At 60.8% G+C, this 25,842-nt stretch carries 23 protein-coding genes; 16 read left to right on the forward strand and 7 right to left on the reverse strand.

From position 1 onward, the window contains the following. Window positions 1-130 precede the first annotated feature (130 nt). The 5 genes from dcuC to GWQ31_RS06130 all read left to right on the forward strand — a co-directional run bounded on the left by dcuC (window position 131) and on the right by GWQ31_RS06130 (window position 6,630). The gene (gene dcuC / locus GWQ31_RS06110) at window positions 131-1,483 is read left to right on the forward strand and encodes an anaerobic C4-dicarboxylate transporter DcuC (protein WP_275908898.1); all 1,353 of its coding nucleotides are present in this window, start codon (window positions 131-133) and stop codon (window positions 1,481-1,483) included. A 144-nt stretch (window positions 1,484-1,627) separates the two neighbouring features. Beyond that, window positions 1,628-3,289, forward strand: a complete 1,662-nt coding sequence (locus GWQ31_RS06115; protein WP_275908899.1) for a bifunctional metallophosphatase/5'-nucleotidase — start codon at window positions 1,628-1,630, stop codon at window positions 3,287-3,289. A gap of 185 nt (window positions 3,290-3,474) precedes the next feature. After that, window positions 3,475-5,118, forward strand: a complete 1,644-nt coding sequence (locus GWQ31_RS06120; RefSeq protein WP_275908900.1) for a hypothetical protein — start codon at window positions 3,475-3,477, stop codon at window positions 5,116-5,118. A 152-nt stretch (window positions 5,119-5,270) separates the two neighbouring features. After that, complete coding sequence (locus tag GWQ31_RS06125) at window positions 5,271-5,774, forward strand: M48 family metallopeptidase (RefSeq protein WP_275908901.1); 504 nt, start codon at window positions 5,271-5,273, stop codon at window positions 5,772-5,774. Window positions 5,775-5,844: 70 nt separating this feature from the next. After that, complete coding sequence (locus GWQ31_RS06130) at window positions 5,845-6,630, forward strand: DUF2927 domain-containing protein (RefSeq protein WP_275908963.1); 786 nt, start codon at window positions 5,845-5,847, stop codon at window positions 6,628-6,630. A 156-nt stretch (window positions 6,631-6,786) separates the two neighbouring features. On the opposite strand, the gene GWQ31_RS06135 is transcribed toward GWQ31_RS06130, so the two are convergent. Next, the gene (locus tag GWQ31_RS06135) at window positions 6,787-7,035 is read right to left on the reverse strand and encodes a DinI family protein (RefSeq protein WP_265421396.1); all 249 of its coding nucleotides are present in this window, start codon (window positions 7,033-7,035) and stop codon (window positions 6,787-6,789) included. Between the two features lie 279 nt (window positions 7,036-7,314). Between GWQ31_RS06135 and GWQ31_RS06140 the strand changes: the two genes are divergently transcribed. After that, a complete protein-coding gene (locus GWQ31_RS06140; RefSeq protein WP_021140431.1) occupies window positions 7,315-7,584 on the forward strand; it encodes a type B 50S ribosomal protein L31 in 270 nt (89 codons plus the stop codon). After that, the gene (ykgO, locus tag GWQ31_RS06145; RefSeq protein ID WP_005300174.1) at window positions 7,581-7,706 is read left to right on the forward strand and encodes a type B 50S ribosomal protein L36; all 126 of its coding nucleotides are present in this window, start codon (window positions 7,581-7,583) and stop codon (window positions 7,704-7,706) included. Before GWQ31_RS06140 ends, ykgO begins: the two co-directional genes overlap by 4 nt. A gap of 127 nt (window positions 7,707-7,833) precedes the next feature. Here ykgO and araC read toward each other — a convergent pair whose 3' ends face one another. The 4 genes from araC to GWQ31_RS06165 form a co-directional block, all read right to left on the reverse strand. Next, window positions 7,834-8,745, reverse strand: coding sequence for an arabinose operon transcriptional regulator AraC (araC, locus tag GWQ31_RS06150; RefSeq protein ID WP_265461453.1), 912 nt, complete (start codon window positions 8,743-8,745; stop codon window positions 7,834-7,836). Between the two features lie 152 nt (window positions 8,746-8,897). Next, window positions 8,898-9,899: an L-arabinose ABC transporter permease AraH gene (araH, locus tag GWQ31_RS06155; RefSeq protein WP_017412388.1), complete on the reverse strand. Its 1,002-nt coding sequence runs from the start codon at window positions 9,897-9,899 to the stop codon at window positions 8,898-8,900. A gap of 50 nt (window positions 9,900-9,949) precedes the next feature. Next, complete coding sequence (gene araG / locus GWQ31_RS06160; RefSeq protein WP_275908902.1) at window positions 9,950-11,449, reverse strand: L-arabinose ABC transporter ATP-binding protein AraG; 1,500 nt, start codon at window positions 11,447-11,449, stop codon at window positions 9,950-9,952. A gap of 75 nt (window positions 11,450-11,524) precedes the next feature. Further along, window positions 11,525-12,508: an arabinose ABC transporter substrate-binding protein gene (locus GWQ31_RS06165; protein WP_059169096.1), complete on the reverse strand. Its 984-nt coding sequence runs from the start codon at window positions 12,506-12,508 to the stop codon at window positions 11,525-11,527. A gap of 361 nt (window positions 12,509-12,869) precedes the next feature. On the opposite strand from GWQ31_RS06165, the gene GWQ31_RS06170 reads away from it, so the two are divergent. From GWQ31_RS06170 to araA, 3 genes are read left to right on the forward strand one after another with little or no spacing between them, the layout of a single operon-like run. Continuing rightward, window positions 12,870-14,561, forward strand: coding sequence for a ribulokinase (locus tag GWQ31_RS06170; RefSeq protein WP_275908903.1), 1,692 nt, complete (start codon window positions 12,870-12,872; stop codon window positions 14,559-14,561). Then, on the forward strand, window positions 14,558-15,256 hold the full coding sequence (locus GWQ31_RS06175) for an L-ribulose-5-phosphate 4-epimerase (RefSeq protein WP_275908904.1): 699 nt from the start codon (window positions 14,558-14,560) through the stop codon (window positions 15,254-15,256). Before GWQ31_RS06170 ends, GWQ31_RS06175 begins: the two co-directional genes overlap by 4 nt. Before the next feature lie 20 nt (window positions 15,257-15,276). Next, the gene (gene araA, locus GWQ31_RS06180; RefSeq protein ID WP_275908905.1) at window positions 15,277-16,776 is read left to right on the forward strand and encodes an L-arabinose isomerase; all 1,500 of its coding nucleotides are present in this window, start codon (window positions 15,277-15,279) and stop codon (window positions 16,774-16,776) included. Between the two features lie 111 nt (window positions 16,777-16,887). Here araA and GWQ31_RS06185 read toward each other — a convergent pair whose 3' ends face one another. After that, a complete protein-coding gene (locus GWQ31_RS06185; RefSeq protein ID WP_005310814.1) occupies window positions 16,888-17,778 on the reverse strand; it encodes a LysR family transcriptional regulator in 891 nt (296 codons plus the stop codon). Between the two features lie 113 nt (window positions 17,779-17,891). Here GWQ31_RS06185 and GWQ31_RS06190 point away from each other — a divergent pair, with 113 nt between their 5' ends. From GWQ31_RS06190 to GWQ31_RS06215, 6 genes are all read left to right on the forward strand, one after another. Further along, window positions 17,892-19,043: a methionine aminotransferase gene (locus tag GWQ31_RS06190; protein ID WP_275908906.1), complete on the forward strand. Its 1,152-nt coding sequence runs from the start codon at window positions 17,892-17,894 to the stop codon at window positions 19,041-19,043. Window positions 19,044-19,051: 8 nt separating this feature from the next. After that, a complete protein-coding gene (locus GWQ31_RS06195; protein ID WP_275908907.1) occupies window positions 19,052-19,867 on the forward strand; it encodes a carbon-nitrogen hydrolase family protein in 816 nt (271 codons plus the stop codon). A gap of 53 nt (window positions 19,868-19,920) precedes the next feature. Further along, window positions 19,921-20,691, forward strand: coding sequence for a transporter substrate-binding domain-containing protein (locus GWQ31_RS06200; protein ID WP_275908908.1), 771 nt, complete (start codon window positions 19,921-19,923; stop codon window positions 20,689-20,691). A gap of 255 nt (window positions 20,692-20,946) precedes the next feature. After that, the gene (locus GWQ31_RS06205; RefSeq protein ID WP_244956562.1) at window positions 20,947-21,732 is read left to right on the forward strand and encodes a metallophosphoesterase; all 786 of its coding nucleotides are present in this window, start codon (window positions 20,947-20,949) and stop codon (window positions 21,730-21,732) included. A 143-nt stretch (window positions 21,733-21,875) separates the two neighbouring features. Next, window positions 21,876-23,303, forward strand: a complete 1,428-nt coding sequence (gene sbcB, locus GWQ31_RS06210) for an exodeoxyribonuclease I (protein ID WP_058394643.1) — start codon at window positions 21,876-21,878, stop codon at window positions 23,301-23,303. 152 nt (window positions 23,304-23,455) lie between these two features. Beyond that, entirely contained in the window at window positions 23,456-23,962 is a 507-nt protein-coding gene (locus GWQ31_RS06215; RefSeq protein WP_005310800.1) for a hypothetical protein, read from the forward strand. An 83-nt stretch (window positions 23,963-24,045) separates the two neighbouring features. Here the strand turns inward: GWQ31_RS06215 and GWQ31_RS06220 are convergent, their stop codons facing one another. Continuing rightward, entirely contained in the window at window positions 24,046-25,755 is a 1,710-nt protein-coding gene (locus tag GWQ31_RS06220) for a glycoside hydrolase family 36 protein (RefSeq protein ID WP_275908909.1), read from the reverse strand. Window positions 25,756-25,842: the final 87 nt, after the last annotated feature.

A 25,842-nucleotide genomic window follows, 5' to 3' on the forward strand; every position in this document is an offset into this window, starting at 1 on the left:
TGGTGAGTTACCCCTTATTAGATAATAATCGCCGAGTTTTCTGTTGATGCTTTCCGCAATTGACCAGATTAACCGCCAAGTTAACCCATGAAATGCATCCACCTTCATTTCGTACTCAGGAACTCACTCTATGATGGAACTCCTTATTGGTACCCTGGTCACCCTGACCGTGGGGCGCTACATCTTCAAGGGCTACTCGGCTACCGGGGTGCTGCTCAGCGGCGGTTTGCTGCTGCTGACCATTACCGCCCTGATGGGCAAGACGGTGCTGCCCGCCAGCGTCACCTCCACCGGCCATGTTGCCACCGATATCTTCGAATATGTGCGCTTCCTGCTGGTGGATCGTGGCGGTGGCCTGGGCATGCTGATCATGGTGCTGTGCGGTTTTGCCGGCTACATGAGCCACATCGGCGCCAACACCATCTTGGTGAAGCTGGCCAGCAAACCGCTCGGCATCATCAAATCCCCCTACATACTGCTGGTGGCCGCCTATCTGGTGGCCTGTGCCATGTCGCTGGCGGTGAGCTCTGCAACCGGTCTGGGTGTGCTCTTGATGGCCACCCTGTTCCCGCTGATGGTCAACATGGGGATCTCCCGTGGCGCCGCAGCCGCTGTGTGTGCTTCTCCGGCCGCCATCATTCTGGCGCCCACCTCGGGTGACGTCGTGATGGCAGCCCAGGCCGCCAACATGGAGCTGCTCGACTTTGCCTTCAAGCTGACCCTGCCCATCTCGCTGGTGGCCATCGCCGCCATGGCGGTCGCCCACTTCTTCTGGCAGCGTTATCTTGACCAGAAATCGGGCGAGCACAACGAGCCTGTCGCACCGAGCGATCTCATCACGGATGCTCCCGGCCTCTACGCCATACTGCCGTTTACCCCCATCATCGGCGTGCTGCTGTTTGACGGCAAAGTGGGCCCCAAACTCGACATAGTGACCATCATCGTCATCTGTCTGGTGCTGGCTGCCTTGCTGGAGCTGGTGCGCAAACGCAATGGCAAGGATCTGCTCGAAGGTCTGCAGGTATGCTGGCGCAGCATGGCTGACGCCTTCGCCGGCGTGGTCATGCTGCTGGTGGGTGCCGGTGTGTTTGCCCAGGGTCTGATGGGGCTGGGCTTCATCGCGAACCTCCTGGAGCTGGCCCAGAGCTTTGGCACCGGCGGTATCGTCATCATGCTGGTACTGGTGGTCATCACCACCCTGGCCGCCTTTACCACAGGCTCCGGCAATGCTCCCTTCTACGCCTTCGTGGAGCTGATCCCGCACCTGGCCACCAGCCTCGGCGTCAATCCTGCCTATCTGGTCATCCCCATGCTGCAAGCCTCCAACCTGGGTCGCACCATCTCGCCTGTCTCCGGCGTGGTGGTTGCCTGTGCGGGCATGGGCAACCTCTCCCCGTTCGAGGTGGTCAAACGCACCTCGGTACCGATCGCCGTCGGCCTGGTGGTGGTGATCCTCGCCACCCAGATCATGGTTCCCGCCTGAGATCTGCGTTGGACCAACGCGGTTCCCTGAGCAGGCTCACGCTTGGTCCTTCTCTTCCCTTACTAGCCCGGCGTCCTGCCGGGCTAGTATCTTCCCCCGAGGTTGGAGTAGACTCGGTGCTCTTTTTCTCTAAGGAGGACCGAGATGAGTATTACGGTTCAACTTGCCCATTTCAGTGACTGCCACTCCCATTTCGATGGCGCCCCCATGCGCTTCTTCCCTGTTGGCGAGTCAGAATGGCGCACCCCGTGTGGCGGCTATGCCCGCATTCTTACCAGACTCACCGCCCTGCGCCAGCAGGCTGATGCGGCGGGCCAGACCTGCCTGTTCCTGCACGGTGGCGATACCTTTCAGGGGTCACTCTATTTCAACCGCTTCAAGGGACGGGCCAATGCCGACTTGCTGAGCCTGTTGCGACCCGATGCCATGGTGATCGGCAATCACGAGTTCGATCTGGGCAACGGTCCTCTGGTGGAATTTTTGCGCCAGCTCGATTTTCCCGTGCTGGCTGCCAACCTCGACAGCAGCCAGGAACCGGCCGATACCCCGCTGCGCCTGCAGGGCCTGCCCATGCTTCATGATGCCAGCCGTCCCTGGCACAAACGCATCATAGACGGCGTCCCCTTTGCGCTGCTTGGCATCACGCTGCCGCAGATGGCCGCCATCGCCAATCCGGATCCCCATACCCGCTTTCATGGTATCGATGACACCCTGACCGCCGCGATCGGCGAGATCAAGGCCGAGGGCATCCACCACATTATTTTGCTTAGCCACCTGGGACTGGAGCAAGACAAGCGCCTTGCGGCCCGCTTTCCGGAACTGAGCCTCATCATTGGCGGCCACACCCACAGTCAACTGGGGGATCTCGCGCCCTTGGGGCTCGAGAGCGATGGCAGTTATCCGTTGATGGTAAACGAAGTGGCTATCCTCCATGCCGCTCACAGCGCGCTCTGCCTGGGGGTATGCGAACTGGAGTTTGATGCCAGCGGACGTGTGAGTCGCAGTCAAGGCCAACTGGAATGGTTGCCCTGGCAACCTTGGCCGTTTGCCTCAGAGCCCCCTGCAGGGCTGTACTTCTGCGAGCCGGCCTCAGAGCTCGAGCAGCATCTGGCCAAACGCTACCGGCCCGAGCTCGAGACCATGACCCAGCGCATCGTGACCCATCTCGCCGGGCCGCTCCATCATCAGCGCCTGCCCGATGCCAATCTGCCTGCCGGCAGCCAGGTTGCTCCGCTGGTGGCCCACGCCATGCTGATCGGTGCCCGCGAACAGGTTGGTCAGGTGGATTTCGCCCTGCACAACGCAGGGGGGGTACGCTGCTCCCTGGAGCCGGGCCCCTTGAGCGAAGCAGACATCGCAGGTCGCCTGCTCCCGTTTGCCATCCCCCTCACCCTCTACCGGGTGCATGGCCATGAGCTGGCTGAGGCGCTGGAAGGCGCCATCGACAACGCCACCAACAACGGCGTGACGGGCAATGGTAACGGCAGCTTCCCCTACACAGCCGGGATGCGCTTCTGTTATCAGGCTGATCGTCCCAAGGGGGCCAGGATCACCCATCTGGAGTGGGAAAGCGCGCCAGGCTGCTGGCAGCCAGTCGAGGCAGACGCCATCTATCGGGGTGTATCCAGTGCCTATACAGCCTCCGGCAAGGAGGGCTACACGGCGCTGGCTCGCACCCTGACCCAGCACAATCAGGAGCTCGGCATTACGCTGGCGGATGCCTTCATCCGCTGGGCCCGTTATCTGCCCGAACTCGCCCCCCTGCCGGAGCTGGTGGAGTATCACGGCCCTCACGCCATGCCGTGAGTCGGCGGGTAAGGGACTCACGTTACCGCTTCTCCTTCCTGTGTCAGAAAAAGTGCCGCTTTCTTGCCGGGAAGCGGCACTTTTGCAAATTATTTCAAGCACATTACCCTCGCCCATTGCATAGCGCAGTCAGGCTCGGCAAGATAGGCCCGCTTTCGAGACTTCCCAGCAGGAACAGGTCACTCATGAATCATGCCATCCGTTTTACCGCTCCTCGTGTCAATCCGGGCCTAAGGCCGCTAGTCGTCCTGCTCACCGGCCTGCTGGCATTGCTGTTTTGTCTGCGCAATCCGCTGTTTCATGGCATGGCCCCCGGTTTCGATGCCTCGTTGTTTGCGGTGATGGGCAAGATGTGGAGCGAGGGGAGCGTGCTCTATCGGGACATGATCGACATCAAGGGCCCCATGATCTTCGCCCTCGATGCGCTCGGTTATCATATGGGCGGTTTCTTCGGGATCTGGCTGCTGGAGTGGGCGCTCTGCTGGCTCGGTCTGCTGGCCAGCTGGCAGGCATTCGCTCAGCTTGGCCTCTCCCTGCGCGCCCGCCTCGGCACCATGCTGGCAGTGCTGGCGCTCTACAGCACCCGCTATTACTACGGCAACATGACAGAGGACTGGACATTCCACCTGGCCCTCATCGCCCAGTGGGCCTTCATCACCATGCTGCTGGACAAACGCTTCAGCTGGGGCCCAGCCCTGGTGGCAGCGCTGACCTTTGCCATCGTGGCCTGGATGCGCACCAACAACGGCGCCTTCTGGGGCGCCTGGTATCTGGTGCTGTTCTGCCATTGGTGCCTGCGCGAACAGTGGCGCTGCGCCCTCGCCCTGCTCTTTTCCAGCCTGCTGGGTCTGGCCCTGATTGGCGGCCCCCTGTTCGCCTACTTCCAGCACCACAGCCTGCTGGCCGAATTCAAGTATTACGCCTTCGACATCTTCTTCGAGGGCAGCTACGGCACAGGCTTCTCGCCGGATGTGGGCAGCGTAGGCCTGCTGCGCACCGGCCTCATCATGCTGCTGCCCGCCTTCATCGTCCTGATGATGGGCCGGCGTCAGGAGTGGTATCTGCCCGCCCTGTGCGCCACCCTGTTTGGCGTGATCTTTACCCTGATTGCCAACTCTGTCTCCGGCCATGTGTTTGATCACTACGACGTTCTCTATCTGCCGCTGGCCCTGCTGCCGCTCGCCTGTCTGCTCGATCGCAGCGAACAGCAGGCCGATGGTCTCGGTCTGCTCTGCATCTCGCTGGTGGTGCTGACTGCCAGCTGGCTGCTGGCCCAGCAGCTCGGTTATGGCTGGAGCACCAAGGAGTGGTCGCTGGAACGAGTACGGGAAGTGCTCGGCAACAGCCTGCTGTGGGCCTTGCCCGTGCTGATCCTGGTGCCCCTGTGGCGCGCCTGGGATGTGCGCAGTGCCACCCCCTGGCTCGCCTCGCTGGCCATGCTGGCCCTGTTGCTCAACAACGCCTGGGAGGGCAGCCTGAAGGGCAAGCCGTTCAACCCGCCAGCCCAGGTGCGGGTCGACCGGATCAAGGCCGAAACCGGCCCGACCGACAAGATCTGGGTCGATGGCATTCAGCCGCAATACTATCTGTGGACCGATCGCCAACCAGCGTCGGCCTACCTCTTCTTTGCCAATGTCAATCCGCCCTACGATGTGCGTGAGCGGGTGCTGGCCGACATCAAGCGCCAGAGCCCCAAGTTCATCATCGCCAAACCGGAGCGGATTGCAGACGAGCTGAAACAACCGACCACCCCATCCAGTCTCGCCTTCTATCAATATCTGGTGAGCCAGTATGAAGAGGTGGATCCGGGCCTCTATCGCAGGCGCTGATCCCGCCCCATCGCCGAAAAGGGCCGCCATTGCATGCAGTGACGGCCCTTTTGTTTGGGCGCACGACCCGTTTCGGGCAAGCGCAAGCCCTATCCAAGCCGACGCGGGATGACTACAATGACGCTCTTTTTTGATGTGACGAGTGACAAACCATGGTGGAACTGACCTATCTCGGGGGCTATCCAGACCCGCTCAAGGCCCAGGTACAACAGCTGATCGCGGCAGGCAAGCTTGGGGATATGCTGGAAAAACGCTACCCGGACAGTCACCTGATCCAGAGTGACAAGGCATTGCTGGGTTACACCATGGAGTTGAAAAATCGCTACCTCAAAAGCTCGGCGCCCCTTTCCAAGGTGATCTTCGACGACAAGATCAACGTGATCAAGGATGCCCTCGGTCTGCACACCTACGTCAGCCGGGTGCAAGGCAACAAGCTCAAGGCCAAGAACGAGATCCGCATCGCCGCCTTGTTCAAGGAGGCCCACCCTGCCTTTTTGAAGATGATAGTGGTACACGAGCTGGCCCACCTGAAAGAGAAGGATCACAACAAGGCCTTCTACCAGCTCTGTCAGCACATGGAGCCGGACTATCATCAACTGGAGTTTGATCTCAGGCTCTGGCTTACCTGGCGTGACCTTGAGCGTGCCGCTCGCTGATCGATAGCCGTTTCAAGGAGGAAACATGATCTCATTTCGCCGCACCCTGTTGCCCCGCCCCCGTTCCGTCATGTTCAAGGGATGGCTGACGGGAGTGTGGATCATGATGGCGCAGCTACTGGCGCTGCCCCTCACTGCCGCCGAGCGCTGGCAGAACGATACGTATCTCATCGACAGCTTTTTCGAAGTCGCCATGAAGCGGGAGTATGGCGAGGAGCAGAACGTGCGATTTGCCCGCTGGCAACAGCCCATCCGCCTCAAGCTCATCAACGAGTTTGGCGACAAACCGCTGCAAACCGAAGTGGTCAAGATCCAGAGCCAGCATCTGGCTGGCATCATAGGCCGCCCCATCACCCTGGTGAACGACAAACCCAACATCACGCTCATCATGACCGAACGTGCCCGGATGGCGAACTGGGCCAAACGGACCATGGGCCAGGGTGCGGCCATCACGACGGCGCTCAAGGAAGGGCTCTGTATGGCCAATTTCGCCATCAATGCCCATTACGAGATAGCGCGCGCCACCATCATCATTCCCGTGGATTACAGCCGCGCCAAGGGACGTTTTCTCGACTGTGTGGTGGAAGAGCTCACCCAGGTGATGGGGCTGCCCAACGACTCTGACAAGGTGTTTCCCTCCATCTTCAACGACAACAGCATCGACAGCTTCCCCACCGGACTCGACTATGTGCTGCTCAAGCTCGCCTATCACCCAGCCCTTCACGCCGGCATGACTGCCGCCGAGGTGCGCGCCGCCCTGCCTGTCGCCATCAAGGCACTTCGCGCCAATGGCGAGATAACCCAGGCCGACCAGAAAGTGCAGGTCAACAGCCTCAAACGGTGGGCCGGATTGTAAGCGCATCTGTCTTCAGCAGAAGCTAAACAGTGCGAGTCGTAACATAGCCAGATACAGATACAGAAAACGCAGCCCAGGGCAGCGTTTCATTTGATCCGATAATCCGGTTTCAGGCCTGTCCAGCCTTATTTACGCTCACGCGGTAGCCATCGCGCCTCAGGAGGCGGCGTTTTCCGGCATCCAGCTGTCGGCATTCTCCCACACCTCCTGCACCATGGCCTCCGCCAGCTCCTTGTCTTCCTTGCTGGCACGGCTGACCGTCATCGCCATGGTGCCGCCCGGCGCGACCCGCACATGCAGGTCGGGGAACTTCTCGCCCAACTGCTTGAGCAGCTCCTGACGCAGCGCCTCCATGGTAGTGGTGGGGATCTGATGTTTCTTGTCGATGATGATTTCCAGACGCATAGGATAAGTCTCCATGATTTATAACTGTATTTTTATACAGTAAAAATCAAAAGTAAAGGAGGGATTATCTGCTTCCCCAAGCAGGCCTTCAATCAAAGTTGCAGTGACGTCGCAGATAACCGGTTTTCCTGCTCCCAGGCGGCTCATACCCGCCCGTTTTATGCTCCATGCCCCCTTCATCTACCCTGATAGCGCCCTAAAAAATAGTTGATATTCATTCTCAACAGGAGCATGATTTAATTGTTATAAGATAACATACCAATTCATAGAGCGAGTATCATGCGCCCCAACATTCACCCCGAATACCGTCAGGTCCTGTTTCACGATCTGACCGCCAACACCTATTTTCTGGTGGGTTCCACCCTCAAGACAGATCGCACCAAATTGTGGGAAGACGGCAAGACCTATCCCTATGTAACGCTGGATGTCTCCAGTGCCTCGCACCCCTTCTATACCGGCAAGCAGAAGCAGATCGGCAAGGAGGGTCAGGTCGCCCGCTTTGGTCAACGTTTCGGCCAATTCTTCAACAAAGGAAAAGACAAGTCATGAAAGTGCTCTCCTCCCTCAAATCAGCCAAGTCCCGCCACCCGGATTGCCAGATTGTCCGTCGCCGCGGCAAGCTGTTCGTGATCTGCAAGAGCAATCCCAGATTCAAGGCCCGCCAGCGCTGAGCAAGTCAGCCCCTTCACTGGCCCTCTTCCCGGGGGCCAGTACAACCTTCGAAAAACTGGCCTGATCTGTCATCTACGACACTGATGACGCCTGGCTGGCGCCTCGCCTCTGTCTGCAATCCCTCTGTCAGAGCGGGGTGGCGCATTTACGATATTCGGTCGGGCTGACACCGACCCGTTTCTTGAATACCCGTGAGAAGTAGAGCTGATCGTCATAGCCCACCTGCTGGCCAATGGCGGCGACCGACATGGGCGTGGTCTGCAACAGGAGCTTGGCTCGCATGATCCGCTGATCTTCGCGCCAACGCACTATGCTCACCCCCACTTGCTCGCGAAACAGGTGGGCCAGCCGCGAAGGAGACAAAAACACCAGCTCGGCCAGCGCCTCGACCGATATCTCAGCCGAAAGCGAGTCGCTCAGGATCTGGCACGCCTCGTGAACCCTGTGATCAATGGCGGGATATTCCGTCAGGGAGGACGCCTCGTAACAGCGGATGAGCAGCCGCTCCAGCAGGTTCATTGCCAGTTGCTCCGACATGGGCCTCAGCTGTTTGTGGGTCTCTTCGATGTCGAGAAACAGCGCATCAAACTCGTCGAGCAACTGACCATCTGCCAGATTCAGGCGCCCCACATTGGCGACCACCCGCGGCCACTTGAGCCAGTCGGCCCAATAGGCTCTTGGCCGGAAATAGACCCAGCGGTGATACCACTCCCGGGCATCCGGTGCCCTGCCGTAATGGTGCACGGCCGCGGGCGGGAAGAGCAGCAAGTCGCCTGGCTCCACCGTGAACGCCTGATCACCCTGAAAGATCTGCCCCTTGCCCTTGATGGTCAAGTTGACGATGAACCCCTTCATGCCACCAGGTCGGTCGATGATGAAGTCGAGCGGGCTGTGTTGCTCGATAGGCGTCATGCCAGAGACGAGGAAGACATCGAAGGCATATCCGGGCAACAGGGGATTGAGTTGTTTTGGCTTCTCTTTTTGCATTGATGACATGGCACAAAAAAGCGCTTGGGTAAAAAAGTCGGCATGGGCCATTGTAGAGACTCGCTTTGGGAACACGCTATCTGACGGCCAGCGCAGTGCGAATTTATTGAACTGGCTCACAGTCGGGCCTACTGCGCACCGGGGGAGGACCAGACAACAAGGCCAGCGAGATGCTGGCCTGAGATGGCGTGAGAAAACCTGGGTCAGACTCGTGCCTTGCGCACCTGCTTGTAGCGGTCGAACAGGACGGCGGCGAGCAGGATCAAGCCACGCACCACGTACTGGGCGAACGGGGAGATGTTGAGCAAATTCATCGCATTTTCCATCAAGCCCAGGATCAACACACCGGCGATGATGTAGGAGATCTTGCCAATGCCCCCCTTCATGGAGACCCCTCCCAGCACGCAGGCCGAGATGACCACCAGCTCGAAGCCGATGGAGGTCATGGGCTGCCCCGAGGTCATGCGCGACGCGAGTATGATGCCTGCGATGGAGGCGATCAGCCCCGTCATGGTAAAAATGATGATCTTGGTACGCACCACGTTGACCCCCGCCAGCCGGGCGGCCTCTTCATTGCCCCCCATCGCCAGGGTATTGCGGCCAAAGGTGGTCTTGTTGAGCAGCAGGCCAAACAGCACGAAGCACAATGCCGTCAGCCAGATAGGTGTCGGGATCCCCAGCAGGGCTGAACTGCCAAGTTCGAAGAAGCCCTCCTCCACTATGCCGACCGCCTTGCCGTCCGAGATGATGTAGCCCACCCCGCGCGCCATCTGCATGGTTGCCAGCGTGGTGATCAGGGCATTGATCTTGAACTTGGCCACTACTATGCCGTTGATGAGGCCAAACAGGACGCCGACCGACATGCCGGCCAGGATGCCGACCGTGATGCTCTCGGTGGCGTTGATCCCCACGGCGCAGGCCACGCCGGAACAGGCGACGACCGAGCCGACCGACATGTCGAATTCACCGGAGGCGAGGCAGAACAACATGCCGCAGGCCACCATGCCGGACATGGAGACCGCAAGGCCCAAGCCGCGCATGTTGATCAGGCTGGCAAAGTTGGGGATCAGCACGCAGGCCAGCAGGAACAGGATGGCGAAGATCACCAGCATCCCGTATTGATCCCACACTCGAGCCAGTTGCACTCTGGTGCCGGTGGCCGCCGAGACAGTCGCGGCCTGACCGACAGAAGTCGTTGTTGTCATGGTATTTCTCCTGATTATTCCGGATGCTGTTATATCGCTGTCATGGGTTATCAACGGGCCGGCATGGCCAGGTTCAGCGCCTTGATTTCATTGGCGTCATGGTGGGAAAGTTCCCCTGCGATCACCCCTTCCCGCATGACCATGATCCGATCCGCAATGCCCAGCACCTCAGGCAGCTCGCTCGAGACCACCACCACGGCGATGCCCACCTTGGCCAGATCGTAAATCACGTTGTAAATCTCGTTCTTTGCCCCTACGTCTATGCCGCGGGTCGGCTCGTCGAGCAAGATCACCTTCATGTCTTCGGAGAGCCAGCGGCCCAGAATGGCCTTCTGCTGGTTGCCGCCGGAGAGGTTCATGATGGCTTGATGAGGAGACGGGGTCTTGACCCGCATGTCGCGGATCCGCAGCCTCGCGTTCTCGTCTTCCCATTTCTGGTTGATCCAGAAGCCTCCCCACGCCTTGTGGCGCCGGGCGCTGATGTTGATGTTCTCCTGCACCGAGTGGATGGGGATGATGCCGAGTGCCTTTCTGTCCTCGGTACAGAGCATGATGCCGCTGTGAATGGCATCGATGGGGTTGCGGATGGGCACCGGCTTGCCGAACACCGAAATTTCGCCTGACACCATCTTGTCGGCACCAAAAATCAGCTTCATCAGCTCGCTGCGACCGGCGCCCACCAGACCGAAAATGCCGAGGATTTCGCCGCGTTTCACTTCAAACGAAATGGGTGCCTTCAGGCCAGGGCCCATCAGGTTGTTGACCTGCAAGCCAAGCTCCCCCAATGGACGAGGGCTGTAGCCATAGATATCCGTCAGCTCGCGTCCCACCATGGTCTTGACCAGCAGATCCCGGCTGACCTCTGCCATAGCGTCAAAGGTGCGCACGAACTGGCCATCCTTGAAGACGGTGATGGCATCACACAACTCGAAGATCTCGTCCATGCGATGGGAGACATACAAGATGACCTTGCCCTCATCGCGCAGCTGGCGAATGACCCGAAACAGCTGCTCTATCTCGCGAGACGACAAGCTGCTGGTCGGCTCGTCAAAGGCGATGATATGCGCATCCCGGGTCAGGGCCTTGGCGATCTCCACCATCTGCCACTGACCCAGCGACAGGTATTTAAGGGGCGTCTCGGGCGACACATCCATGCCGAGGCGCGCCAGCTGTCTGGTCGCATCCCGGTACAGTTTTTCCCGATCGATGACACCGTGCCGAGTGGGCAGCTGACCCAGATAGATGTTCTCGGCGATGGTCATCTCGGGGACCAGATGCAACTCTTGGTAAATGATGGCGATCCCGCTCTCCAGCGCATCGACCGTGTTTTGAAACACCCTCTCCTGGCCATCCAGCTTCACCACCCCTGTGGTGGGGGCCTGAAAGCCGCTCAGTATCTTGAGCAGGGTGGATTTGCCTGCGCCGTTTTCGCCCATCAGCGCATGCACTGTGCCCCGGTGACAGGAAAAGGAGACGTTTTGCAGCGCCTTGACGCCAGGAAACTCCTTGCTGATGCCGCAAAACTCCAGATAAGGAACTGACTGATCCATGTGTTTACTCCAGGTAACAGGCATGGGCGGTTTTGCGCCATGCCTGTAGAGATGTCAGGGGTTAAACCGCGCCTGTCACAGACCTTTCTTCTGCAGCTCGACCTTGAAGTTGTCGCGGGTAATGAGCACAACGTCGGTCACTTCGGTGAACTTGGCCGGCTCTACGTCATTGACCACCCAGTCATGGAGCATCTGGATGCTCTTGTAGCCGTGCACATCCGGGCTTGGCAGCAGAGAGCCGAGGAAACCGGTGGCGCTGGACTTGGACAGCTCGTTCACCGCATCCACCCCATTGATACCGATACCTATGACGTTCCCGGCCTTGAAGCCCTGCCCTTCGGTGGCGCGCACGCCGCCGAGCACAGTGTTGTCATTCATGCCGACGATGAGCCAGTTCTTCACCTCGGGATGCTGCACCAGCATGGAGTTGGCGGCGTCCAGTGCCCCCGGAATGTCATTGGCCTTGGTCGGCGCACGATAGATCTGGGCATCGGGGAAACCGGCGGCCTTGAGCGCGCTCAGAGAACCCTCAACCCGGCGACGGGCGGTATCCAGCTCATCGGCCGTGATGGCAAGCACCCCTGTCGCCTTCACGTCCCACTGGCGTTTTTGCATCTCCTTGTAGAGCTCCTGCCCCTGGCGTTCCCCTATCTTGGTGGCGGCCATCATCACCAGTGGCACATTTTCCATGGGCTTGCCCTTGGCGTTGACGAACTGATCGTCCACCGTGATGACTTTCAGCCCCATGCTGTTGGCCTTGGCCATGATGGCCGAGCCCAGCTTGGGATCAGGGGTGCAGATGACAAAGCCCTTGGCGCCGTTGGCCGCCAGGCTGTCGATAGCATTGAGGGTCTTCTCGCCATCGGGCACGGCAATCTTGATGACATCAAAACCGAGATCCTTGCCGGCCTTGTCGGCAAAGGTCCATTCGGTCTGGAACCAGGGTTCCTCCGGCTGCTTGACCAGGTAGCCCAGCTTCAATGCCTCAGCAGAGAAAGCAGAATTTGCTATACCGAGGGCAAACCCTACTGCAATCATGCTTTTAACTATTTTGTTCATGCGAGTGTCTCCAACTGTTCTATCAATCCATGTATCAACGAAGTGCGGCTGTTCAGTTGATTCACTCCGTAGCCGCATAAAAGCACGTTCAAACATGACGTTATTGTTGTCGCTAGATGAGCGAACCAAGTTGTAATCGTTTTCACATGAAAAAATGGAGAGCAGGATCACGCCATGAAATTGCAGCCATTTTGTCTATATATTTAGCAAAATAGTCACATATCAAATTCCGGAGGGTCGTCACCCTCTTGCACTGACAGCGTTTAAATCCATATTTCCAGCAGCCAATGGCTAACCGTCCGCTCTGTGCATCTCCTATGGTTCCTCCCTGTTACCCCTTCATTGATGGTCAGGAGCACATATGTCTGAGCACCCCAGGTCCGAGCACATCGTCATCGGACTCGACTTCGGCAGCGATTCGGTCAGGGCACTCGCCGTGCGTTGTCACGACGGCGCTGAACTCGCGACCCATGTCGTCTACTACCCGCGCTGGCAATCCGGCCACTACTGCCAGCCAGTCACCAACCAGTTCCGCCACCACCCCCTCGACTATCTGGAGTCCATGGAGCAGGCGGTGGTGCAGGTGGTGAGCCAGCTCTCTCCCGCCCAGCGCACCGCCGTGCGCGGCATAGGGGTAGACAGCACGGGCTCGACGCCCGCCCCCATCGATGAAGAGGGCCGGGTGCTGGCCCTGCTTCCTGAGTTTGCCGACAACCCGAACGCCATGTTCGTGCTGTGGAAAGATCACACCGCCATCGAGGAAGCAGAAGCCATCACGGCGCTCTGCCACGGCGGCCAGTTCCCCGACTACAGCCGCTACATCGGCGGCATCTACTCCTCCGAGTGGTTCTGGGCCAAGATACTGCACGTCTCCCGTAGCGATGCTGCGGTGCGCGCCGCCGCCTGCAACTGGGTCGAGCTGTGCGACTGGGTACCCGCCATCCTGAGCGGCACCCAGGCCCCTGCCAATATCAAGCGCGGGCGCTGCTCCGCCGGCCACAAGTCCCTCTGGCACCCGAGCTGGGGCGGCCTGCCAGCCGCTGATTTTCTCAATGCGCTGGATCCGCTGCTGACCCAGGATCTCGACTTCCCGCTCTTTACCGACAGCTGGACCGCCGATCTGCCGGTCGGCACCCTGACGCCCGAATGGGCAGAGCGGCTGCACCTCTCCTGCGAGGTGGTGATGGCAGGCGGCGCCTTCGACTGCCACATGGGCGCGGTCGGGGCCGGGGCCGGCAACAATGCGCTGGTCAAGGTGATAGGCACCTCTACCTGCGACATCCTGATCGCGGACGAAGCCACCATAGGCGATCGTGCGATTGCCGGGATCTGCGGCCAGGTGGATGGCAGCGTGGTGCCGGGCAGGGTGGGACTGGAGGCGGGACAATCGGCGTTCGGCGACATCTACGCCTGGTATCAGCGCCAGTTGAGCTGGCCGCTGGACCGGCTCGCCGCTCAGTATCCGGAGCTCTATACCGCCATCGAGGCCCACAAGCAGCAGCTGTTGCCAAGCCTGGCCGCCGCCTGGGATCAGCAGCGTGACCTTGCTCACCTGCCGGTGGTGCTCGACTGGTTCAACGGACGCCGCACCCCTTACGCCAACCAGCGCCTGCAGGGCACTGTCACCGGCCTCAACCTCGGCACGGATGCGCCCGACTTGTTCGGCGCTCTGGTTGCCTCCACCGCCTTCGGTGCCCGCAGCATCATGGAGTGCATGACTAGCCAACAGGTGCCGGTGGACCAGGTGATCGCGCTCGGCGGCATCGCCCGCAAATCAACGACTGTGATGCAGACCTGCGCCGACGTGATGAATCGCCCCATCCAGGTGGTGGCATCGGATCAGTGCTGCGCCCTGGGGGCGGCCATCTTTGCCGCCGTGGCGGCCGGTATCTACACCGATGTGGCTGATGCCCAGCGGGACATGGCGAGCGCCGTGGAGCGCACCCACCAGCCACACCCTGAGCGGGTCACCGAATATGAGCGGCTCTATCAGCGTTACCTTCAATGGAGCCATGCCGCCGAGCCCCTCTACAACCAGGGAGCACTGGCATGAACCTCAAAGCGCTCAAAGAGCAGGTGCTGACCGCCAACCTGGATCTGCCGCGCCATCATCTGGTGACCTTCACCTGGGGCAACGTGAGCGGCATAGACCGGGAACAAGGTCTGGTGGTCATCAAGCCGAGCGGCGTCAGTTACAACAAGATGCAGCTTGAGGACCTGGTGGTGCTGGATCTCGCGGGCAAGCAGGTGGAAGGATCCTTGCGCCCCTCTTCCGACACTGCCACCCACCTGGTGCTCTATCGCACTTACCCTGAACTCGGCGGCGTGGTGCACACCCACTCCACCCACGCCACCGCCTGGGCCCAGGCGTGCCGCGCCATCCCGATTTTTGGCACCACCCAGGCCGACTATTTCAACGGCGAGATCCCCTGCTCCCGTCTGCTCACCCCGAGGGAGGTCGAAGAGGATTACGAGGGGCTGACCGGTCATCTCATCGTCGAGACCCTCAAACAGACCCCCATTCTCACCATGCCGGGGGTGCTGGTGGCCAACCACGGCCCCTTCAGCTGGGGCAAGGATGCGGATGAGGCGGTGCACAACGCCGTTGTGCTGGAAGAGGTGGCGCGCATGGCGTGGCTCACCGGCCAGATAAACCCAGAGGCGCACGCCCTGCCAGACTACCTGCTGGAGAAACACTACCAGCGCAAACATGGCAAGCACGCCTATTACGGCCAGACCGAGACTTAATCAATCAAGAGGACAAGATCATGGAATTTATGAAACAGCTGGAAGTGTGGTTTCTGGTCGGCAGCCAGCACCTGTATGGCGCGACCACCTTGAAGCAGGTCGCCGATCATGCCCATACCATGACCAGCCAACTCAACGAGGGGGCCGGGCTGCCCATCAAGATAGTGCTCAAGCCCACCGGCACTACCCTCGATGAAATAAGCAGCGTCGCTCGCGATGCCAACCACAGCGAGCAATGCGTCGGGCTCATGGTGTGGATGCACACCTTCTCCCCCGCCAAGATGTGGATCCCGGCCCTGAGTCAGCTGCAAAAGCCTCTGCTGCAATTTCACACCCAGTTCAACCGCGATCTGCCCTGGAGCGAGATCGACATGGACTTCATGAACCTGAACCAGACCGCCCACGGCGGGCGCGAGTTCGGTTTCATGGGGGCCCGCCTGCGACTGCCACGCACAGTGGTGGTCGGCCACTGGCAGGATGAGGAAGCCAGGAGCAAGATCGGCAACTGGATGCGCATCGCCGCCGCCATTCACGACAGCCGCCACATGAAAATCGCCCGCTTTGGCGACAACATGCGTAACGTGGCCGTCACCGAAGGCGACAAGATTGAAGCCCAGATCCAGTTCGGCTATCAGGTGAACTATCACCCGGTCGGCGATCTGGTGAAGATCATCGATACCGTGCCCGCCGCAGCTATCGAGGCGCTGCTGGCCGAGTACGAACAGAGCTATACCCTGACCGAAGTTGTGCAGGCAGGTGGGCCGCTGCGCGCGTCCCTCTACGAGGCGGCGCGCCAGGAGTTGGGGATGAAAAAATTCCTCACCGAGGGCGGTTTTGGCGCCTTCACCACCACCTTCGAGGATCTCTATGGCCTGCACCAGTTGCCGGGGCTGGCCTGCCAGCGCCTGATGCAACAAGGCTTCGGCTTCGGGGCCGAAGGGGACTGGAAGACGGCGGCTCTGCTGCGCACCATCAAGGTGATGGGGACAGGCCTTGCGGGCGGCACCTCCTTCATGGAGGACTACACCTACCACCTGGAGGCGGGCAACAACCTGGTACTGGGATCCCACATGCTGGAGGTCTGCCCCTCCATCGCCGCCGACAAACCCTTTCTGGATGCCCAGCATCTGGGGATCGGCAAGAAGGCCGACCCTGCCCGTCTGCTGTTCGCTGCACCAGCCGGCAAGGCGGTCAACGCCAGCCTCATCGACATGGGCAATCGCTTCCGGCTGGTGGTCAATCAGCTGGAGGTGGTGGACTTGCCAGAGGCCATGCCGAAATTGCCGGTGGCGAGCGCCCTGTGGAAGCCCCTGCCGAGCCTTCAGACCAGCGCCGAGGCCTGGATCCTGGCGGGCGCCGCCCACCACTCTGTGTTCACCCAGTCGGTAGACATAGCGCAGCTGCGCACCTTCGCCGACATCATGGGCATAGAGTTCGTGGTGATTGACGAGCACACCCGCATCCCCGCGCTCAAGGAGACCCTGCGCTGGAACGAGGTCTACTACAAGATCTGCCACTGATCCCTTAATCGGCCAGCGGCCACCACCATGACAACAGCCCCGCCAGCGGGGCTGTTGCTTTTTTGACGGGGCAGACAGATGTCACCCTGTCAGGGAAGGAACTGACGGCGATCAGGGATGGTCGCGGCTCTCCAGCAGCCAGTGACAGACCCGCTGCACCCCCTGGCGCTGGCTGTTGGGACGGGCAACCAGGGCATACTCGTGATCCGTGCTGAGCACTGGGGCAAAGGGGGCTACCAGCACGCCACTCTCCAGCTCCTCGGCCACTATGGTGGGATCCCCGAGGGAGAGGCCGAATCCCTGCAAGGCGGCATTCATCGCCAAGTCCAGGGTATCGAACAGCTGGCCCCCCTGGGACTGCCAGGGGGTGGCGATGAAGGCGGCAAACCAGTTGCGCCAATCCCGCCGATCCGCGCTGGCATGAAGCAGGGGCAGCAGGGGCAACTCCTCAATGGTGCGCTCGAACAAACGGTGCTTGGCGGCAAAGGCGGGGGCACAGACCGGGGTCAGCTGCTCTTGAAACAGCGGCTGGCTGTGGGGGTATCTGGCCTGACAGGATTGATAGACGATGGCGAGATCGAAGGGCTCGCGGGAAAAATCGATGCCGTGGCTGTGGCTGCCACGCACTTCGACAGCCTCCCCCTCGAAGTCCTGCAACCGTCGCAGCAACCAGCGGCTGGCGCAGGAAGGGACCTTGATGCTGATGGCCTGCTCGTGGGGCAGGGTTTGCAGGGCGCAGAGCCCCTCCCCTATGCGGGCCAACCCCTCACGGACGAAAGGCAGCAGCCGCTCGGCGGCCGGGGTCAGGGCCAGGCAGCGGGTGCCGCGCACGAAGAGCAGGTGGCCGAGGCGGGCCTCCAGCTGGGCAATCTGCTTGCTCACAGCCCCCTGACTCACGCACAGCTCGTCAGCGGCCAGGGTGAAACTCAGGTGGCGGGCAGAACACTCGAAAACCTGCAAGCCATACAGGGGCAATTGGCTGCGGGGTTGGGTGGACAACATACAAGCCTCCATGCTTGAGAAAAACTCATGCATAACATGCCGAATAATCCGTTGTCCGGCAAGAGAGCGAGGACTAAAAAGGGACATCTTTCAAACACTCAGGTGACGACGTCATGTCTTCCCCCCGCATTGTCAGCAAACTGCCCCAGGTGGGTACCACCATCTTCAGCGTGATCGGGGATCTGGCCGCCCACCATCCCAGCATCAACCTCTCCCAGGGGGCGCCGAGCTTCCCCTGCGATCCCGAGCTCATCCGGGTGACCCACGAGGCCATGCTGGCCGGGGAGAACCAGTATGCCCCCATGACCGGGCTGCCCGCCCTGCGCGAGCAACTGGCGGCCAAGATAGCGGCCAGCTATGGCCACCACTATGATGCCGGCGAGGAAGTCACCATCACTGCCAGCGCCAGCGAGGCCCTGTTCTGCGCCATCACCGCCCTGGTGCACCCGGGGGACGAGGTGATCATGTTCGAGCCGGCGTTTGACAGCTACCGCCCCATGATCCAGCTGCAGGGCGCTACCCCCGTGGTGATCGCCCTCAAGGCGCCGAGCTTTGCCATCCCCTGGGACGAGGTCGCGGCCCGCATCACGCCCCGCACCCGCATGATAGTGCTCAACACCCCCCACAATCCGACCGGCACCGTCTGGCAGGCGGGGGATCAGGAGCACCTGGCCCGCCTGGTGCGCGGCACCGACATCCTGATCCTCTCGGACGAGGTGTACGAGCACGTGGTGTTCGACGGCGCCCTGCACCAGAGTGTGATCCGCTATCCGGAGCTGGTGGAGCGCTCCGTCGCCATCTTCTCCTTCGGCAAGACCTTCCACGTCACCGGCTGGCGGGTGGGCTACTGCGTGGCGCCCCGCCCCCTGATGGAGGAGATCCGCAAGGTGCACCAGTTCGCCATGTTCGCCGCCGACACACCCATGCAGTACGGCTTCGCCCACCTGTTGCAGCAACCGGCCCACTACCAGGGGCTGGCGGCCTTCTACCAGCACAAGCGGGACCTGCTGGTTTCGGCCCTGGCGGACTCGCGCTTTACCCTGCTCCCCTCCGCCGGCAGCTTCTTCATGCTGGCGAGCTACGAGCGGGTAAGCGACGAGCCCGACAGCCTCTTCGTGCAGCGCCTTATCCGCGATCACGGGGTCGCCACCATACCCGTCTCCGCCTTTTATCACGACGGCACGGATCAACGGGTCATCCGCCTCTCCTTCTCCAAGGATGAGGACACCCTGCTGGCGGGCGCCGAGCGCCTGTGCGGCGTCTAGGAGGCACCATGGATTCAGTGCGCGTTGCCGTCCTGCAGATGGTCTCCGGAGATGATCTTGACCACAACCTGGCCCAGGCCGAGGCCCTGCTGCGCCGGGCCGCGGCCGAGGGGGCCGAGCTGGCCCTGCTGCCGGAATACTTCTACCTGATGCCTGCTGATGAGCGGGCGCGGGTGGCCCTGGCCGCCCCCGTGAGCGATCACCCTCTGCTGGCCTGGGCCCAGGATCTGGCACGGGAGCTCGGGATCTGGCTGCTGGCGGGCACATTGCCGCTCGTAAGCGACGAGCCCGGCAAGATGCACAACAGCAGCCTGCTCATCGACCCGCAAGGGGAGCTCGCGAGTCGTTATGACAAGTTACACCTGTTTGGCTTTTGCACCGGGCAAGAGCAGTATGACGAGGCCGCGACCATGAGCCCGGGCCGGGAGGTGGTAAGCCATCCCCTGCCCTGGGGCATGCTCCGCTTCGGGATCTGCTACGACCTGCGCTTCCCCGAGCTGTTTCGCCTGAGCCCTACCCCCGATTTCATCGCCCTGCCCGCGGCCTTCACCCACACCACGGGGCTCGCGCACTGGGAGCTGCTGCTGCGGGCCCGAGCGGTGGAGAATCTGGCCTTCGTGCTGGCCTCAGCCCAAGGAGGTGAGCACCCCGGCGGGCGCCGCACCTTCGGCCACAGCATGATCATCGATCCCTGGGGCCAGGTGCTGGCCCAAGTAGAGGAGGGTCAGGGCATGGCCATCGCCACCCTGGATCTGACGGCCCAGCGCCTGGTGCGCAGCCAGCTGCCTGCCCTCACCCATCGCAAGATAGCCGTCGGCATCTGAAGCCGGCATCCTTCACGACCATTGGCATGACGCCACACTTCAAGGGACTGACCATGAAACTCAACACCGCAATGATGCTGGTGGCCCTGGCCACCGCCGGCCAGGCGGCCGCCAAACCCCTGGTGATCGCCACCGACGCCACCTACCCCCCCTTCGAAATGGTCGACAACAGCGGCAAGCTCGGCGGCTTCGAAGTGGATCTGGCCTATGCCTTGTGCGAGGCCATGAAGACGGAGTGCGAGGTGATCAACCAGCCCTGGGATGCCCTGCTCCCCGGCCTGCAGGTGCGCAAGTACGATGCCATCATGTCCTCCATGAACATCACGGGCGAGCGGCGCCAGAAGGTCGCTTTCAGCCAGGTCTACTACATGATGCAGAACCGCTTCGTGGGACGCAGCGACAAGGCGGCCGACTTTGCCGACACCCCTGAGCACTTCAAGGACAAGGTGATAGCTGTGCAGGAGGGCACGCCCCAGGACAACTTCATCACGGCCCGCTACGGTGACGTGGCCAAGATCAAGCGCTACGTCAACGCCCAGTCCCCCATGCTGGATCTGCAGTCCAGCCGCGCCGACTACACCTTCGGCAACATGGTGCAGTTGAAGGTCGGCTTCCTCGACAAGGAGATGGGCAAGCAGTTCACCTTCGTCGGTCCCCAGTTCAACGGCACCCAGGACAAGATACTGGGAGAAGGGGTAGCGGTGGCCCTGCGCAAAAACGATGACAAGCTCAAGAGCCAGTTCGATGCCGCCATCGAGAGCGTCAAGGCCAATGGCACCTTCGACACCTTGCTCAAGAAGTACCAGCTCGAAGACCTGCTCTGATCCCGACGCCGGGCATCCGTCAGGCCATACCTTGCATGCCAGTCGATACCGACTGGCATTTTTTTACTAGGGATCTGCCGGCAACGCGGCAAACCTTGCAAAACCGCCTGTCACCTCGACACGTGAGAGCCTGCCCCCATCTGCCCCTACAATGGCAACAGAGCATGCCATGCTGTACCTATCCACGGGACTATGATCACCCATCGGCCATCCGGTGGCGCCGCGAGCCGGTCACACCAGACAAGGAGGCAAGCCATGAACCCGTCCCCGCTGATCAGACGCTTCTCCCACAATCCTCTGGGGCGGGATCTCGCCGTCGGCGATATCCACGGCTACTTTTCACGGCTGGAACAGACCCTGAACCAGGCGGGATTCGATCCCGCTCGGGATCGCCTCTTCTCCGTGGGGGATCTGACGGATCGCGGCCCCGACTGCACCGAAGTGCTCGAGTGGCTGGCCAGGCCCTGGTTTCACCCTGTCTGCGGTAATCACGACGACTACGTCTGCCGTTACGAGAGCTGCGATCGGGAGAACTGGATCCAAAACGGCGGCGGCTGGTTTCAGCAGCTGACCCCGGGCGAGCAGGGGGCGTTCGCCGACCACTACCGCACCCTGCCCCTTGCCATCGAGGTGGCCACCCCGGCTGGCCCGGTCGGGCTGCTCCACGCCGATTGCCCCTTCTCCTCCTGGCAGGACCTGCTGGACAAACTGGATGCGGGGGTGAGCGGCGGGAAACTTAGGGCCATCAAGAACGTCTGCCTCTGGTCACGACGCCGCATCGAGCGGCTGGACGAGAGCGGTATCGAGGATCTCGTTGCCCTGGTGGTGGGCCACACCCCGGTGAGCATCCCGCTCAGCCTTGGCAATGTGTACTACATAGACACCGGCGGCTGGTATCCCGATGAAGGCGGTTACTTCACCCTGCTGGATCTGCATACCCTGATGCCGGTCGCTCTGGGGCATCCCGATGAGCCACCTGAGCGTGCGATGTTTCACCATGCAATCCGCGATCATACCGGCCCCTTGATCCAACGCCCTTGAGCGTTCATTAAACCAGCAGCCAGACGAGCTGCCCTTCGCTCTGCCTGCGCTATGGTTTACCATGCAGGCAATTGTGGTGCAGGGCACCGCTCACCCAGGTGCTTTGGCGCCGTCGCCATCCCGGACACCCTATCTCGGAACTTATGAGCAAAACAGCACAATCCGGCATTGAGCCCACCTTCTACTTCCACGATTACGAGACCTTCGGGATCAGTCCGGCGAAGGACAGGCCGTCGCAGTTTGCCGGTATTCGCACCGATGCGGATTTCAACATCATCGGCGAGCCACTGGTCATCTATTGCAAGCCGCCGGCGGATTATCTGCCGGATCCGGAGGCGTGCCTCATCACCGGCATCACGCCGCAAAAGGCGATGAAAGATGGACTGTGCGAGGCGGATTTCATTCGCCAGATCCACGAGCAGTTCGCTACACCGAATACCTGCGTGCTGGGCTACAACAGCATCCGTTTCGATGATGAAGTGACCCGTTACACCCTCTATCGCAACTTCTATGACCCTTACGCCTACGCCTGGCAAAACGGCAACTCCCGCTGGGATATCCTCGACATGCTGCGGGCCTGCTATGCCCTGCGCCCGGAGGGGATCGAATGGGCCTTTGATGAGGAGGGCAAGCCGAGTTTCAGGCTGGAGAAGCTGACCGTCGCCAACGGTGTGTCCCACGCCAATGCCCACGATGCGCTCTCGGACGTGCTGGCCACCATAGAGATGACCAAGCTGGTGAAAAAGGCCCAGCCCAAACTGTTTGAGTACCTGTTTGCCCTGCGCAACAAGAACAAGGTCAAGGCGCTCATCGATGTGGTGACCATGAAGCCGCTGGTCCACGTCTCCGGCATGTTCTCCCCCTGGCAGGGGTGCGTGAGCTGGGTATCGCCACTCGCCTGGCACCCCACCAACCAGAATGCGGTGATCATGGTGGATTTGACCCGCGACCCGACCCCGCTCATCGAGCTTTCCAGCGAGGAGATCCGCGAGCGGCTCTATACCCGCAAGGACGAGCTGGGGGATCTGGCCGCCATTCCGGTGAAACTGGTGCACATCAACAAATGCCCTGTGCTGGCGCCAGCCGCCACCCTGACACCGGAACGTGCCGATGAGCTCACCATCGACCGGGAGCAGTGCCGCAAGAGCCTGAACCTGCTGCGCGCTCACCCCGAGGTGCGTGAAAAACTGGTGGAGGTGTTCAATCAGGAGTTCGCGGGCAGCAATGACCCGGACCCCGATACCCAGCTCTACGCCGGTTTCTTCGGCCACGGCGACAAGTCCACCATGGATCTCGTGCGCGCTACCCCGGCCGACCTGCTGGGTGAGCGTGAGTTTGCCTTCACAGATGCGCGACTGCCAGAGATGCTGTTTCGCTATCGCGCTCGCAACTGGCCCCATACCCTGAGCGAGGCGGAGCAAAAACGCTGGCGTCTGCACTGCAGCGACTATTTCAGCCGCCGCCTGCCGGACTATGCCCCTCGTCTCGAGGCACTGGCGGAGCAGAATCAGGGGAACGAACGGAACTTTGCGATTCTGAAGAGTCTCTATCGCTACCTCGAAGATCTATGAGATGTGATCGGTTTCACAGTTAAATGACTGTATGCTCCCCTCACCCCATTCATAATGGGCAGGGGAGTAAAGACTCCCGAAATTTCAACTATTTGTGCACTAACATTGCATTGACTGTGTTTGGCTATCGACCCTTGGAGATGCTTCATCTGATGCGCTCAGGATTGCCCGGTTTCGGTTTGTTCGTCTGCTCCCTGCTGCCATCGGCTAGCATGGCGGCAGTACGTTTTGATGTCCCCGACTACCTGTTGCGGTTGCCGCAGCAAACCTATCAACTGATCGAAAGCAACTTCAACCACCTCTACCAGCAGACCGACTTCACCCCCCAGATCACCAACAGCTATTTCAACCGCTCCGATCTCTACAACTTTGTGGGGGTGCCGCTGGCCATTACCCCCCAGGCCGGTTTCCAGCTGGAGGTTTTTGGTCAGCTCTATAACCAAAGTTCACAAAGCTATGTGCACATGAGCAAGGATCTGTCGCTCTATCGCATGATCCGGGCCGACGTGATTGGCAACCCCAATGATGAGGTCGCCATCGGCCTGGGGCTCGGTATCCCGCTCAGCGCCCGGCTCACTTTCAAGGCGCTGCTCTCCAGCAACGAGATCCCCGGCTATGGCGCCGCCAACTACGCCATCGGCTTCGAGTGGCGTTACTGACCTCACGCGGTCGGCATATTGACAGGATTTACCAACAATTCAGGCTCCCGATGGGAGCCTGAATTGTTTATGGCAGCAAAGGATCAGAGGTAGCGGATCACCCGCCCCTCGCCCCCTTGCAGAGTAAGCGAGGTACCGATCGCGCCCTCGTCCCAGAAATCCTGCCCACCTTCCGGCAACAGGCACTCCTGGGGTTGCGCTTCCCAGTTGAACAGGCAAAGCAGGCTGCCCCCTTCAGGCAACACCACTTCGCCGCAGACAAACTCCATCGACTCGAAACGGGCAGACGGGGCACGGACTGCACACAAGGCCAGCAGCTTTTGCAGTTGCCCCCCTTGCTCACCATCAAGCGCTTGCAGTCTGTCTCCCGCCAGCATCATGCCACCGCTTGCCACCAGCGCCGCCAGATGGAAGCTGTAATCCGCAGGGCTGGCCTGCTGACCCGGCAGATCCCGCAGGCAGATGCAGTCAGGATCGAGCGCCCATAGTCTGTCGTTCTGCCAGGCACGGCAGAAGACCTCGCGGGCGATCTGGCGAAAACGGTGGCCATTGCGCTCCACGTCGTCGCTCACCCGCATGCCGTGTACCAGTCCCAGGCTAGGCCAGATTGGTGCGTTGCAGCCAAGCAGGAAAGCCCCCTCACCCGCCCCGCGCAAGATAGCCGCCATCCCACGACGATAGGCTTCCACCCGGGTGGCGGAGGTGTCGTGGAAGCGGCCGCCATGGATGGCACCCCAGAAGTTGGCATCCAGCTTGAAGTAGTGAATGCCCCACAGCTCGCGCAGAGTGCGGAACACGCCCTCGAGGTGAGCCTGCACCTCGGGATGGGTGCCATCGAGTACGTACCAGGGGGTGCAGCGCCAGCCACCATAGGTGACTCGCTCGGAGGGCAACGGCAGGCCATCTTCCCCCTTCACGAACCAGTCGGGATGATCCTGAAACACCTGCGAACCTGGCTCGGCAATAAAGGGGGCAACCCAGAGTGCGGGCTCGCATCCGGCGGCGTGGATCTCGGCCGCCAGCGCAGCCACCCCTTGCTCGAACTTGGGCGAAGGAGTAAGCCAGTCCCCCATTTTGGCCTGATAGCCATCATCGATCTGCACATAGCGCAGGGCCGGGAAACGCTCGGCACGCACCGCCAGATTCTCGCGAATGTCATCGGCGCTGACGTCAGCATAATAGTGATACCAGGAGCACCAGCCATTGGGGCGCTCGCCCACCTGACCGATCAGCGAACCGTGTTCGGCGGCGATCCGCTCCGCCAGTTCGGCCAACAGCGCCTCCCTGTCAGCCCCTTTCAGGCAGATCAGCGCCTCGCTTTGCCAGTGCTGGCCAGCAGACAACAGGCGATCTTCGCAGTTCATCAGGATCTGCAAGCGGCCATCCGGATAGAGGCGAAACTCGCCGCCAAAACGGTGACAACTGGCAAAGGCGAGCAGCAGCCAACCCTTGTCATGCTCCACCAGCAACAGGTTATGAACTGTGTGATAGCCATCATCGTTCGTGATGCGATAGACGCTTGAATCGGGGCAACGGCCAACCGGTTGCGGGGATTGCCAGCTGCCCATGGTCTGGGCCAGCATCTGGAACCCTTCGCCATAGAGAGGGGTGTCGAGCGGGAGGCCGAGCTTGCCATCAAACAGTACCCAGCGAGCGACCCGGGTATCGTCACTGCCCGTGTTGTCGAGCCGGACCCGGCACAAGGACCCGTCCCACTGACGGGTCTGCAACAACTGAGGGGGCAGGTCACTATCGGCCGCCAGTTGACGCACGCGGGACAAGAGGGATGTCATGGCTACTCCTTGTTATTGAAAAATATGTGTTCAGCACGCCATGGTCTTGAAACTCCATGGTTCAGAAAGATCTGCAATCAAAGAATC

Source organism: Aeromonas sp. 2MA4 (assembly GCF_029237305.1).
Taxonomy (GTDB): Bacteria; Pseudomonadota; Gammaproteobacteria; order Enterobacterales; family Aeromonadaceae; genus Aeromonas; species Aeromonas salmonicida.

Coding starts and splice junctions, on each gene's coding strand:
- dcuC (WP_275908898.1), top strand. CDS start 131: ATGATGGAACTCCTTATTGGTACCCTGGTCACCCTGACCGTGGGGCGC.
- GWQ31_RS06115 (WP_275908899.1), top strand. CDS start 1,628: ATGAGTATTACGGTTCAACTTGCCCATTTCAGTGACTGCCACTCCCAT.
- GWQ31_RS06120 (WP_275908900.1), top strand. CDS start 3,475: ATGAATCATGCCATCCGTTTTACCGCTCCTCGTGTCAATCCGGGCCTA.
- GWQ31_RS06125 (WP_275908901.1), top strand. CDS start 5,271: ATGGTGGAACTGACCTATCTCGGGGGCTATCCAGACCCGCTCAAGGCC.
- GWQ31_RS06130 (WP_275908963.1), top strand. CDS start 5,845: ATGTTCAAGGGATGGCTGACGGGAGTGTGGATCATGATGGCGCAGCTA.
- GWQ31_RS06135 (WP_265421396.1), bottom strand. CDS start 7,035: ATGCGTCTGGAAATCATCATCGACAAGAAACATCAGATCCCCACCACT.
- GWQ31_RS06140 (WP_021140431.1), top strand. CDS start 7,315: ATGCGCCCCAACATTCACCCCGAATACCGTCAGGTCCTGTTTCACGAT.
- ykgO (WP_005300174.1), top strand. CDS start 7,581: ATGAAAGTGCTCTCCTCCCTCAAATCAGCCAAGTCCCGCCACCCGGAT.
- araC (WP_265461453.1), bottom strand. CDS start 8,745: ATGGCCCATGCCGACTTTTTTACCCAAGCGCTTTTTTGTGCCATGTCA.
- araH (WP_017412388.1), bottom strand. CDS start 9,899: ATGACAACAACGACTTCTGTCGGTCAGGCCGCGACTGTCTCGGCGGCC.
- araG (WP_275908902.1), bottom strand. CDS start 11,449: ATGGATCAGTCAGTTCCTTATCTGGAGTTTTGCGGCATCAGCAAGGAG.
- GWQ31_RS06165 (WP_059169096.1), bottom strand. CDS start 12,508: ATGAACAAAATAGTTAAAAGCATGATTGCAGTAGGGTTTGCCCTCGGT.
- GWQ31_RS06170 (WP_275908903.1), top strand. CDS start 12,870: ATGTCTGAGCACCCCAGGTCCGAGCACATCGTCATCGGACTCGACTTC.
- GWQ31_RS06175 (WP_275908904.1), top strand. CDS start 14,558: ATGAACCTCAAAGCGCTCAAAGAGCAGGTGCTGACCGCCAACCTGGAT.
- araA (WP_275908905.1), top strand. CDS start 15,277: ATGGAATTTATGAAACAGCTGGAAGTGTGGTTTCTGGTCGGCAGCCAG.
- GWQ31_RS06185 (WP_005310814.1), bottom strand. CDS start 17,778: ATGTTGTCCACCCAACCCCGCAGCCAATTGCCCCTGTATGGCTTGCAG.
- GWQ31_RS06190 (WP_275908906.1), top strand. CDS start 17,892: ATGTCTTCCCCCCGCATTGTCAGCAAACTGCCCCAGGTGGGTACCACC.
- GWQ31_RS06195 (WP_275908907.1), top strand. CDS start 19,052: ATGGATTCAGTGCGCGTTGCCGTCCTGCAGATGGTCTCCGGAGATGAT.
- GWQ31_RS06200 (WP_275908908.1), top strand. CDS start 19,921: ATGAAACTCAACACCGCAATGATGCTGGTGGCCCTGGCCACCGCCGGC.
- GWQ31_RS06205 (WP_244956562.1), top strand. CDS start 20,947: ATGAACCCGTCCCCGCTGATCAGACGCTTCTCCCACAATCCTCTGGGG.
- sbcB (WP_058394643.1), top strand. CDS start 21,876: ATGAGCAAAACAGCACAATCCGGCATTGAGCCCACCTTCTACTTCCAC.
- GWQ31_RS06215 (WP_005310800.1), top strand. CDS start 23,456: ATGCGCTCAGGATTGCCCGGTTTCGGTTTGTTCGTCTGCTCCCTGCTG.
- GWQ31_RS06220 (WP_275908909.1), bottom strand. CDS start 25,755: ATGACATCCCTCTTGTCCCGCGTGCGTCAACTGGCGGCCGATAGTGAC.